9 protein-coding genes and 2 pseudogenes are annotated in these 12471 nt (G+C 41.2%); 2 read left to right on the top strand and 9 right to left on the bottom strand.

Annotated elements, in window-relative coordinates; genetic code table 11:
• Window positions 1–4: 4 nt before the first annotated feature.
• The 7 genes from GGQ95_RS14330 to ahpC form a co-directional block, all read right to left on the bottom strand.
• On the bottom strand, window positions 5–313 hold the full coding sequence (locus tag GGQ95_RS14330; RefSeq protein ID WP_183187022.1) for an ArsR/SmtB family transcription factor: 309 nt from the start codon (window positions 311–313) through the stop codon (window positions 5–7).
• Window positions 314–435: 122 nt separating this feature from the next.
• A complete protein-coding gene (locus GGQ95_RS14325) occupies window positions 436–1158 on the bottom strand; it encodes a ZIP family metal transporter (RefSeq protein WP_183187021.1) in 723 nt (240 codons plus the stop codon).
• A gap of 269 nt (window positions 1159–1427) precedes the next feature.
• Window positions 1428–2762 carry a hemolysin family protein gene (locus GGQ95_RS14320; RefSeq protein ID WP_066149628.1) on the bottom strand — a complete coding sequence of 445 codons (1335 nt, stop codon included), beginning with the start codon at window positions 2760–2762 and terminating at the stop codon, window positions 1428–1430.
• Window positions 2763–2823: 61 nt separating this feature from the next.
• Window positions 2824–3510, bottom strand: coding sequence for a zinc metallopeptidase (locus GGQ95_RS14315; RefSeq protein ID WP_044741479.1), 687 nt, complete (start codon window positions 3508–3510; stop codon window positions 2824–2826).
• Window positions 3511–3647: 137 nt separating this feature from the next.
• Window positions 3648–4073 (bottom strand): MerR family transcriptional regulator, encoded by a 426-nt coding sequence (locus GGQ95_RS14310; RefSeq protein ID WP_244963753.1) that lies wholly within the window; start codon window positions 4071–4073, stop codon window positions 3648–3650.
• Between the two features lie 531 nt (window positions 4074–4604).
• A complete protein-coding gene (gene ahpF / locus GGQ95_RS14305) occupies window positions 4605–6134 on the bottom strand; it encodes an alkyl hydroperoxide reductase subunit F (RefSeq protein WP_044746259.1) in 1530 nt (509 codons plus the stop codon).
• A 14-nt stretch (window positions 6135–6148) separates the two neighbouring features.
• Window positions 6149–6712 (bottom strand): alkyl hydroperoxide reductase subunit C, encoded by a 564-nt coding sequence (ahpC, locus tag GGQ95_RS14300; RefSeq protein ID WP_066149616.1) that lies wholly within the window; start codon window positions 6710–6712, stop codon window positions 6149–6151.
• Window positions 6713–7943: 1231 nt separating this feature from the next.
• Between ahpC and GGQ95_RS14295 the strand changes: the two are divergent.
• Window positions 7944–8222 (top strand): annotated as a pseudogene (locus tag GGQ95_RS14295) (helix-turn-helix domain-containing protein); the annotation flags it as partial.
• Window positions 8223–8633: 411 nt separating this feature from the next.
• Complete coding sequence (locus tag GGQ95_RS14290) at window positions 8634–10310, top strand: RNA-binding domain-containing protein (protein ID WP_183187020.1); 1677 nt, start codon at window positions 8634–8636, stop codon at window positions 10308–10310.
• Window positions 10311–10553: 243 nt separating this feature from the next.
• On the opposite strand, the pseudogene GGQ95_RS14285 reads toward GGQ95_RS14290, so the two are convergent.
• Both GGQ95_RS14285 and GGQ95_RS14280 read right to left on the bottom strand, forming a co-directional pair.
• Window positions 10554–10749 (bottom strand): annotated as a pseudogene (locus tag GGQ95_RS14285) (IS3 family transposase); the annotation flags it as partial.
• Between the two features lie 425 nt (window positions 10750–11174).
• The gene (locus GGQ95_RS14280) at window positions 11175–12467 is read right to left on the bottom strand and encodes a murein hydrolase activator EnvC family protein (RefSeq protein ID WP_183187040.1); all 1293 of its coding nucleotides are present in this window, start codon (window positions 12465–12467) and stop codon (window positions 11175–11177) included.
• Between the last annotated feature and the right edge of the window lie 4 nt (window positions 12468–12471).

Below are 12471 nucleotides of genomic sequence, written 5' to 3'. Positions count from 1 at the left end.
CTCATTAATGGTGCTCTGAATGGTCGATCGCCTGTTTTAATAGCGAAATAACATGTTCGTCATCGCAAGAATAAAATAACGTTTTTCCTTCGCGTCGGTATTTCACGAGCCGCAAGTTTCGGAGCAGGCTCAGCTGATGAGAGACGGCTGATTGAGATAATTCCAGCACTTCAGCTATATGATTAACAGAACATTCCTCTTGAGACAATAAGTAAAGGAGCTTCATTCGTGTCGGGTCTGCCAGCGCTTTAAAGATTAACGACACATGTTCTACCGTTTCATCTGCTAAAAAAGCATGATCTTTTTTATCCAATTTATTAGAGCCTCCTTTTTATAACATATGAACATATGATCATATGTATTATATTCTGTCTTTATGATTTCGTCTATCCTTTTTTCATTCTTTTTCGTTTTCTCTTTTCCTTATTCAGCATCCTAGAGAAAAATTAAGAAACACCAAACGGACAAAAAACCAAGCATAGAAAGCAGCAGACAATCGATCATCTTTGTCTCCTTTAAAGCGGTTCCCAACATTTCCTTTGCAGCCACTGTCAGCATGATCCCCACCGCCATGGTTGTCATCACGGCGGACAGCCAAGAAATATCCGCGCCATAACGGCTTCCAAGCAGCGCTCCAATCCCGACCGGAATCGACACGGCGATCGCTCCAAGAACCACTCCCATCATCCCCATTCCCGCCATCAGCAACGGGGTAAAAACCGCCAACCCTTCGGGAATATTATGAAAAATCACGGCCAGCCCCAGCTGCTCGACCAACGGGGAATGGGCATTGACTCCTAAGGCGATCCCTGTGGGAAAATTATGTATAGCAACGCTAAAAAGAAGATATACTCCCGAATGAATCCATGCATCATGGTTTTTCCTATTCGTCACGACAACCACTCGATGCCACATGCTTTCTAAGTGATGATAAAGCCCATAACCTGCGGCTAATCCAATCACAGTAAGCAGCCAACCTCCTGCCGCCATGCTTTCCGGCAAAATTTCCACTACCGCAAGTCCAAAAATCATACCGCTGGACAATGAAAAAATAATAGGCGTTCCTTTATGCCAGCCGCAAAACAACCAAGCAACCGCTCCTCCTATGAGCATTCCAAGTGCGGAAGCGGAAAATCCGAACCATCCCAATGAATCCATCCCCGATCTCTCCTTATTCCTTACCGCGAATCCTTTCTTTTTTCTCTTTACTACCATATGCGGCTGGACAAGAAAAAATCCGCCCATGTGAAGAAGCTTATCTTTCTTTGAATAAAGGCTGAGTCTGCCGCTTTTTCCGCTATGTGTCGCTTCACATCATGCTTTATATTCCTGTATGCGCCTCTTCCTCTTCATGTGCCTATCCCATGATCCAAAAATAAACGGCAGCTTGATCACCAGCTGCCGTGTCTTTTTCACTTGATTCATGGTCATTCAACCACTGTCTCCCGCTCTGTTCGTGCAGAAGATTTCACAAGTTTCTTGATTTCAATTAATCGGATATTGTGGCCCTCCATTTGTAAAACCTTAAACTCATGACCATCGAATGCCAACGTCTCCCCTTGCTGAATATCAAATTTCTCTGTTAACATCCAGCCGCCAATCGTATCCACATCCGTGTCATCTATATGTGTTCCAAGCAAATCATTGACATCCTCAATCAACACTTTTCCTTCCACAATCATCGTATGTTCATTCACTTTGCGAATTCTCGGGACTTCATCGGCATCAAATTCATCTTGGATCTCCCCTACAATTTCCTCCAGTATATCTTCAACGGTAACAAGGCCCGCTGTCCCGCCATATTCATCAATGAGAATGGCCATATGAACCCGTTCACGCTGCATTTTAACGAGCAAATCATGAATCGGAATCGACTCAATTACCTGGATGATCGGACGAATATAGTCATCGATCTTCTTTTCCGCGGCTTGAGGATTGTGAATGCAATCCGTTAAAATTTCTTTAATGTTCACCATGCCGACAATATGGTCCTTGTCGCCGTCCATCACGGGATAGCGTGTATACTTTTCTTGCTTCATAATTTCAAAATGATCGATGATGGAATCGTTTATATCAAAAGCAACAATCTCTGTGCGGGGCACCATGATTTCTTTGGCAATGCGATTGTCGAACTCAAAAATATTATTGACATACTTATATTCAGACGGATTAATCTCGCCGCTCTTATAGCTTTCTGATAAAATCAGCCGCAATTCCTCTTCAGAATGCGCAACCTCATGCTCAGCCACAGGCTTTAAGCCAAATAACCCTGTAACCATCCGCGCGGATCCGTTTAGCGCCCAAATAAACGGGTACATCACTTTGTAGAAAAAAATTAACGGTTTGGAGCATAGCAGCGTAATCGTCTCGGCTTTTTGGATCGCCAGCGTTTTAGGCGCTAACTCACCAACCACAACGTGCAAAAATGTAATGGTGGAGAAAGCGATGACAAAAGAAAGGATAGAAGCTACCGATTCGTTTATATGCATCTCTTCAAACAAAGGATGAAGCAAATGCATGACGGTGGGTTCGCCCAGCCAGCCGAGACCTAACGCGGTAATGGTGATGCCAAGCTGGCAGGCCGACAAGTATTCATCCAAATTGCTGATAACGCGCTTTGCGGCGATCGCGCTCCTGTTTCCTTCCGCTACAAGCTGGTCAATACGTGTGCTGCGCACTTTGACAATCGCAAACTCCGAGGCGACAAAGAATGCCGTTAAAGCAATTAAAACGGCAACCATCAATAAATTCACTATTTCCAATTAAACTCTCCAGCTGAAGGCAGCTAGAGAACCCACCTCCTGTCCATTGAATCCATAAGCTTTATTCCTCGTTATTTCCTTGAAAGAAAATCATGACAAACTTCATTAACTCTAAAACAGAGATCAAAGCAGCCGCTACATAAGTAAGCGCTGCAGCGTTTAATACTTTTTTCACGCCCCGCTCTTCCTGATGAACAATCATTCCTTGCGCAAGAAGCAATTGTTTGGCGCGGGAGCTTGCATTAAACTCTACCGGCAGCGTGATTAGCTGGAATGCTACAGCCGCGGAGAAGAGGATGATCCCAAATCCAATAAGCGATGTTTGATGAAGTAAAAATCCAAGCAATAAAAGAAAAGGAGCGATCCCGGACGAAAAATTCACAAGCGGAAACATGCGATGACGCCAAACTAACGCACCGTATGATTGCTGATGCTGAATAGCATGCCCGACTTCATGAGCGGCCACCGATAAAGCCGCAATCGAATGCCCATAATAAACAGGCTCAGATAATCGAACCGTTTTGGATAACGGATCGTAATGATCTGTCAACGCGCCAGCCACAGGCTCAACGGGAACATGATATAAGCCTTGAGAATCCAAAATTCTTCTTGCTACTTCAGCTCCTGTCAGTGAAGAGCCCGCAGGCACTTTCGCCCATTGGTTGAAGGTTCCTTTTACTTTAAATTGTGCCCAAAGTGACAATCCAAATGCTAAAAAGATAAAAATGTCCATCGGATGAAATAACATCATTTTCCCTCCTACTGCCATATGGTGTTTACATCTATTCAACCGGCCTGCCGTACCGCCTTCATAGGAAGTTTTGCTGCATGATGCTCTCGCTTTGACAAAGCTGGAGCCTCAGGGATACAACCCTTTTTTGTTGGTTAAATAAAAGGGTTCTCCCCAAGCAATATCGCTAATGCGTGCAACAACCCATATCCTTGCTGTGCTAACGGTTTGGTCATCAGCTTCATCTGCTGTTTATTGAGATGCTGAAGCAACGGTTTTAATTCCAACACTTCTTCTTGAATATGCTTCATCTGCTCCTGAAGATGCTCAATCTTATTGGCAATTTCCTCTACAGAAAACGATAAATTCTTCATCGTCTGTACGCGTTCTTTGATTTCTTCCAGCGTTAAATTTTGTTTCTTTAACACATGGATCAGCCGCAAATATTCGAGACTCTCTTCAGGATAATAACGATAATTCGATTCAGAACGAAGGGGTTCAAGCAAGCCAAGCTGTGTATAATAATCGATCGTCCGTTTCGATACACCTGCTAATTCCGCAAGTTCGCCAATTTTAAACAACTTCCCAATACATTCACCCCTTTCATTGATTTTCATTCTTTTAATTCATATTGTACCTATAAAAACCATACAGTCAAACGTTATGCTGTATAGTTTTTTTATATAAGACAACATAATTCGGCAACTTTTCTCTTCCAATCATCTACCTTCAACGTTCATGGCACCGAACAAACCGCTTTCTCGCTCTGCAAGCAGTTTTCCATCATCATGGGGAGTGCACAGGATTCTTCCAATCATGGATCTTTCAGTTGTATTTACACATATAAGTTCACTTTATGAATATATACGAATGGATGGTGGGAAAGGATTCATCTATTTTTATGCATCAGGAAAGCCGATTTCATCCATCATGCATGGCGGGGAGCTAATCTAGAAAGTGCTTCTTGGAGATCGAGAGGAATAGACCTTTTGGTCGTCAAATTCTTAAAGGCGATTTACTTGATCCGCAGGCTTTGTTAAAATTAAAAAGAAAGCCGCTTTCCACTGCCATTCAGAAAGCGGCTTCCCAAGAGTTCACATATTATCATTTGATTAATTTCGAATGAGGTAATCAAATGCGCCCAAAGCGGCGGTCGCGCCTGATCCCATCGAAATAATGATCTGCTTATATGCGCTATCTGTGCAGTCGCCTGCCGCAAATACGCCAGGGATGTTCGTAGCCCCGCGCTTATCGACGATAATTTCGCCGAAGCGGTTGCGCTCAACAGTTCCCTCTAACCAATCGGTATTTGGCACAAGACCAATCTGCACGAATACGCCTTGTAATTCAAGGTGATGCTCTTCACCTGTTTCGCGGTCAATGTAAGAAATGCCGTTTACTCGGTCTGTACCGGTAATTTCCTTTGTTTGGACGTTCTTAAGAACGGTGACATTAGGCAAACTGTAGAGGCGCTCTTGAAGAACGGCATCAGCTTTTAATTCCGGCATAAATTCAAAGACGGTGACATGCTTGACAATACCGGCAAGATCAATCGCTGCCTCTACGCCGGAATTGCCGCCTCCAATAACGGCCACATGCTTTCCTTCAAACAACGGACCGTCGCAATGAGGGCAGTAGGCCACTCCTTTGTTTTTGAACTCAGCCTCACCTGGCACCCCAAGATTGCGCCAGCGAGCGCCTGTTGCCAAAACCACTGTCTTGCTTTTTAAAACCGCGCCATTTTCAAGCTCGATTTCAATAAGATCTTTCTTTTCTAAGCGCTTCACTCGCTGCGAATCCATGATATCGATATCATACTGTTTGACATGCTCCTCAAGACTCGCTGCAAGCTTAGGGCCTTCTGTATATTTGACACTGATAAAATTCTCAATACCCAACGTATCCAATATTTGTCCCCCAAAGCGTTCAGCTACAATACCCGTGCGAATGCCTTTTCGCGCTGCATAAATCGCTGCCGTTGCACCAGCTGGACCGCCACCGACAACAAGCACATCAAATGGTTCTTTTTCAGCGAAAGCGGAGGCATCCAAAGTGCTTCCTATCTTTGAAAGAATTTCTTCAAGAGACATCCGTCCGCTGCCAAAAAGCTCTCCATTTAAGAATACAGTCGGAACGGCCATAATCCCCTTGCTTTCTGCCTCATCCTTAAACGCTGCACCGTCAATCATCGTATGCGAAATGCCCGGATTCAGGATGCTCATTAAATTCAAGGCTTGTACAACGTCAGGGCAGTTATGGCATGTCAAGCTCACATAGGATTCAAAATGATAGGTGCCTTTTATGTTTTTAATTCGTTCAATTACTTTCTGATCGACCTTTGGAGGTCTTCCACTTGTCTGGAGTAGAGCCAACACCAATGAAGTAAACTCATGGCCCAATGGAACGCCGGCAAATGTGATCCCTGTGTCTTCGCCGATGCGATTCACACTAAAGCTTGGCGTTCTCTCTAGCTGTGTGTTCTCTACTTTGATTTTAGGAGACATGGTGGCCAATTCATCCACAAGAGCCAGCATATCGCGGGATACGCTATCGGATCCCGCGCTGACTTTAAGAAGTACGTCTCCTTCCATCAATTGCAGATATTGGGCCAGCTGTGCTTTTATTTCTGCATCCAATATCATGTTGATATCCCCTCTTAAATTTTACCTACAAGATCAAGGCTTGGTTTCAGTGTTTCTGATCCTTCTTGCCATTTAGCTGGGCAAACTTCACCAGGATTATTGCGAACATATTGCGCAGCTTTAATTTTGTTAATCAATGTGCTTGCATCACGGCCGATACCGTCAGCATTAATCTCAACCGCTTGGATTACACCGTCTGGATCAATAATAAACGTACCGCGTTGAGCAAGACCTGCTTCTTCATCTAATACATCAAACATGCGAGATAGTTTTTGTGAAGGGTCGCCAATCATAATGTATTCAATTTTGTTAATGGTTTCAGATGTATCATGCCATGCTTTATGTGTGAAATGTGTATCTGTTGAAACAGAATATACTTCAACACCAAGCTCTTTTAGAGTTGCATAGTTATTTTGTAAGTCTTCAAGCTCTGTAGGGCATACGAATGTAAAGTCAGCTGGATAGAAGCAAACAACGCTCCATTTTCCTTTAAAGTTTTGCTCTGTCACATCGATAAACTCTCCATTATGGAACGCTTTTGCTTGGAATGATTGTACCTCTTTGCCGATTAAAGACATCTTCATCTACCTCCTAAAAATAGTGCTGGAATAATTCACAGATTGTTACACAAGCCACTTGTGCAAATTATAATAATTATAATTCGATATTTATTATCATATAATAGTATCTATTTGTCAATAGATATGTTTCAAATTTATTTTGATTTTATCCCTACATCAGACGATAGAAAGCGGCCATTCTCCTCTATGCTGCGCTCCGCCGCTAATCATCCTTTCTCATTTAGTGACCATTTAATCCATGATGAATGAGAATAAGCAACCGTTTCCTCTGAATGAGTCGCGATCGGCTCCCGCATTGACGAAAAGACGCGCTTTTCAAATATTTCTGCGTATGGCTACTGATTTTAATAGGTTTGTAAGGAGAAGCCAAGCGTGTTTTGATCCATTGATAACAATCGCTAGATCTTTTCCCACACAAGTATATGTGACACTCCTTGCTTGAGGAGCCGGCTCACTTAACGATCACCGTATATGCCCAATCAAACGCATACACTTTTATTTTGCCCCGATCATGATAAGAACATACAAGCAAAGAACGTTCAGCGGAGAAGGATTCGATCATCAAAGTGTTTTTTCAAATCAAGCGGAAAGACAAAGCTGCTAAGCCAATGTGACATCATGCAGAGATGGAAGCATCGGAAGATCATCGGCACCTGATCAGCGATCTGCCGTTTCATGCTGTGCGGTCTACTGAAAAACGGAATCCGGTTATAGCAAGAGACAAAACCGAACTCCCTATAAAATCCAAAATATTCCATATAAAAACCATGTCCGTCTTTATTTTACTCTTTTCCCTTTCTGAAGTAAACTCACCTGCCTAATTCCAAAGAATCGTTCCATTATCAACCAGGCAAAACCCCATATTTCGCATCTCAAGTTACCTCTCTATGCCGTGGTGCTAGTATCTCCCTCGCAAATGAAGAGGTGGGAGACTTCTTGATAGGTATGTTAAAACAATCTCAAATGATATTCAATGATCCTGTTTCATAAGTAAAAAAGGACTGATTCAATTGAACCATTCATACAGAAACCTTGCCATGCCATCCTCCCTTCATAAAAAATGCACAACTTGCTGAAAGGGCTATCCAGACAAGTTGTGCATGTTGATGCTGCTTTTTTAAATTTTAGATTTATGTAGCTGTAATCAACAGTGATAAAATCGGTTTAAAATTCCCCAAAATAACAGATCATCGTTTCTCCACGCCATCTAAGATGTTGTTTCGAAACGATGCTGAAGATAGGGGAGTTTTTTATGATTCGAGAGTTGTATCAGAAAGGTTGGACTCAAACAGCGATTGCCAAAGAAACAGGATTTGATCGGAAAACCATTCGTAAGTATCTAAAGGGGGACAAGCTTCCAGAGCGTAAAGTCAGTGAGAAAAAAAGAAAAAGCAAACTAGATCCTTATAAAAGCTATCTTCTTCAACGAATACAAGAAGGTACGACGAATTGTGTTGTTCTCTTTGAGGAGATCCAAGCGATGGGATACACTGGCAAGATGATGATATGAAGAGATTTTGTTCGGCTGTATCATATTCTCGAATGAAATATGTGGAATTTACGACCAAGATGAATGTAGAATAGGTACAAGAAAGTTTTAAATTTGTCTTAACAACTCCAGATAATAGTCAACAAATAGCGATTGTTAGCAATTATATTTTAATTGTTCTAATGATTATCGTGAAAGCAGTTTATGAAATTTTTTATAAGCAAAAACGAAGAAATAAACCAAGAAGAGGCTATTTGTTTAAAGGGAGATGGAAAACGAGGCAATCGCTCCATTTTTAATTTTTTATAAACGTTATCTTTTGCGAAAAGGACAACATAAGATATATGTTGAATGTAATAAGTAAATACTACAAACATTCGATATGTTATACATAAAATAAGTTCGACTGTTATAATCGTATTTGCGGAGGTGAAGATATTGAATGAAATAGAACTAAAAAAATTATTGGATGAGTTTAGAAGTCTCCCCTCCGAAAATGAATGGGTAGAGTTTAAAGAAGCCAAGAGTAATTTTCATTTTGATGATTTAGGCGAATACTTTTCAGCGTTGAGCAATGAGGCTAACTTAAAAAATCAGCCTTATGGGTGGCTTATTTTTGGAGTAAAAGATAAAAATAAAGAAATTATTGGAACACAATACAGAGAAAATAGAGCCGATTTAGATCGCCTTAAATATGAGATATCAAGGCATACAAACGATGGATTATCGTTTGTTGAGATTTATGAACTTTTTTATCCAGAGGGCAGGGTGATTATGTTTCAGATTCCTGCTGCGCCAAAAGGAATGCCAACATCTTGGAAAGGTCATTATTTTGGCCGAAATGGCGAGTCGAAAAGTCCACTCAGCATACAAGAAATCGAAAGTATTCGCACTCAACGTATGAAAGAAGATTGGTCGGCTGGGATTTGCCCCGGTGCTACGATTGACGCCTTAGATAAAACCGCCATTGAGAAGGCAAGAGAAGAGTATAAAAAGAAAAATCCGCGTTTAGCCGAAGATGTTGATAAATGGGATGATATAACGTTTCTGAATAAAGCAAGGGTAACGATTAACGGACAAATTACAAGAGCAGCTATTATATTGCTTGGTAAACCTGAATCCGAACATTTTTTGGCGCCAGCTGTTGCAAAAATGACATGGATTTTGAAAGACGAACATAATATTGAGAGGGACTATGAGCATTTTGGGCCTCCATTTATTTTAAACACAAATGAACTTTTTGCAAAAATCCGCAATTTAAAATATCGCTATATGCCGGACCAAAGTTTGTTCCCCATTGAAGTGAATCAGTATGATCCTTATGTCATTCGTGAAGCGTTGCATAACTGTATTGCTCATCAAGATTACACTCTTCAAGGACGAATTAATGTTGTTGAAAAACCAGAGGAATTAATTTTTACAAATCTTGGTGAGTTTATTCCTAAAACGATTGAGAATGTGATTAAACGTGATGCACCTCAAGAATATTATCGAAATCGCTTTTTAGCCGAAGCAATGGTCAATCTGAATATGATTGATACAATTGGTTCGGGAATTAAGAAAATGTTTTTAGAACAACGAAAAAGATTCTTTCCAATGCCAGATTATGATTTAAGTGAGCCAAATAAAGTTAAGGTAACTATTTACGGCAAAATACTGGATTACAACTATACTCGCATGCTGATTAATCATACAGATCTGGATCTCAGCGTAGTGATTGCATTAGATAAGGTACAAAAAAAGCAGCGCATCACACAAGAAGAAGCAAAAAAATTAAGGGCATTAAAATTAGTGGAAGGCAGATATCCAAACCTATATGTTTCCGCTAAAATTGCTGAACTTACAGGAGATAAGACTACTTATATTAAAAACAGGGCTTTTAACAAAGAGCATTATAAGCAAATGATTATTTTATTTTTGCGTCAGTACAAAGTGGCAAATAGAAAAGATATTGATGATTTGTTGCTAGATAAACTATCTGATGCTCTTGATGAGAAGCAGAAAAGAAAGTACATCGGCAATTTGCTTCAAGAAATGTCTAAAAAGGATAAAACCATTGTCAATCAAGGTTCTTCCCGCTATCCAAAATGGGTATTAACTAATTAGTTAAACTTAGTTTTAAATTAGTTATAGGTTTAGTTAATAAAATTAGTTATAAAAACCGCTGGAATATTGATTTTACGCGGTTTTTCCATTAACTAATTAGTTATAGGATTTAGTTAAAGACATCGGTTCAATTTAAACCGGTGTCTTTTAATATTTACTAAAGAGTTTAAAACATATTCTAGAATTTGGAGGTTTTTGTCTGAGTATGTTGTTTATTTGTAATGAAGTAATCACTGATGCTAGTGTTAGATAGCACAGTGCCCCATGTATTCGAACATTATTAAACCCGTTCACATAGTCAAAAAGTTCAAGGTTAAGTTCTTGCGGGTTGGAAAAGACCCTACCACATGAATTTTGTTTTGGTGATCTTAAACATATCTTCCGCTACGTCATTGTCATATGAAGTTCCTTTTTCACTCAACGATCTCTCAATATCAAAGGCATCTATGTTAGCAGCGATCAAGAATTTTGATGTTTGGCAATTACATCATTTATTGCCTATTCGCTTTACATGGAGCGGTGGGTATGATACAGAATCATGCCCGCAGAAGCTTCATGTCAAGGGACAATAGATATGAAATTTTATACATATAATTGAATGTTTTTATTTTTCATTTCATGAATTTTTTACTCATCAAAAATATTCGTGATGAAATAAACATCACAACAGCTGGTATTCCTAACGGTCAACCAAGGTTTATAGCTTTCAAACTCTCCTTGACTACGTCCCCTTCTTTGATATAGTTATCAAATTCATACAGAAACCTTGCCATGCCATCCTCCCTTCATAAAAAATGCACAACTTGCTGAAAGGGCTATCCAGACAAGTTGTGCATGTTGATGCTGCTTTTTTAAATTTTAGATTTAGAAATTAATATAATTTAACGGGTTCACAGCATTGGATTTCGCTGCATTCCACGGACCGCGGTGCAATTCGAAATGAAGATGCGCTCCTTCTGACCAGCCTGTGTTCCCCATATACCCGATGATTTGGCCCTTTTTGACCGTTTGTCCTTCATGAGCCAAACGGGATTCTAAGTGAGCGTATACGGTCGTATACACTTGTCCATTAATGACATGCGTAATAAATACAACGTTTCCGTAGCTTTGTGAATAATAGGAACGAAATACATATCCGTCTGCTGCTGCCACAACAGGCACTTCAGCCGCGCGCTTGCCAATATCGATACCAGCATGGAACTCGCCGCCGCGCATCCCAAAACCGGACGTAACTGGGCCATTGGCCGGTCTCATAAACGCTCCGCTTGTCACAGCCGGCACCCCTGCGCTTCCTCCGCCCGAAACATAGGACGGGCCTGAAGAACTAGATGTTTTTGACACCGTTGATTTTGCTTTTGCGGCTTGTTGCTGCTGTTGGATCAACAACTGCTGAAGCTGTGCTTTCATCGCTGCTTCTTGCTTTTTCAGCACCTCTTGTTCTTCCGCTAGCGCCAATTTTTTCTCATGAACATCTTGCTCTTGCTTCTCAAGCTGTGCCATCAATTGGTCTTTCTCCTTAATTTGTTGGCTCAGCTGTTGTTTGAGGTGCTGAAGTTTCTGCAAATCACTTTGCAGCGACGCAAGCTTAGTCGTCAACTCATTTTCTTTGCCTTCCTTCAGCTTTTTATCCGCTTCCTGCTCTGCGATAATTTGTTTGTCCGCTTCAAAGATGGTTGTTACCGCGCTAATGCGATCGATAAAATCGCCAAAGCTTTGCGCCCCTAGCAGCACATCAAGATAGCTGACCAATCCGCCGCTTTGCTGTAAAGAACGGACGCGTTCCTTTAACAGCTCATTCCGCTTTTCGATACGCTCCTTCACCTCTGCAATTTCCCGCTGCAAAACTTGAATATCTTGTTTCGTATCTTCAATCGTGGCAGATAGCTCGCGAATTTTTCCGCTTGTTTCTGATACGGCCATATCAAGCTTTTTGATTTCTGCCGCCAGCTTCTCCTGCTGGGATTGCAAGCGAGTAATATCCTGATCGGCTTGGCTCATCTGGTTTTGAATCGACGATTGCTTTGATTGAATGTTGTTAATTGCATTGCGCTTTTGTTGAATCTCCTGATTGCTTACCGCACCGACTAAGTACGGAGAAAAACTGGATGCGCCAATGACGGCCGCTGCTGCTAATGAAAGCACCTTTTGCTTCACGATTTCG

This window comes from Anoxybacteroides rupiense, assembly GCF_014196195.1.
In the GTDB taxonomy this organism is placed as follows: domain Bacteria; phylum Bacillota; class Bacilli; order Bacillales; family Anoxybacillaceae; genus Anoxybacteroides; species Anoxybacteroides rupiense.
This window is presented reverse-complemented; position numbering and strand designations above follow the sequence as displayed.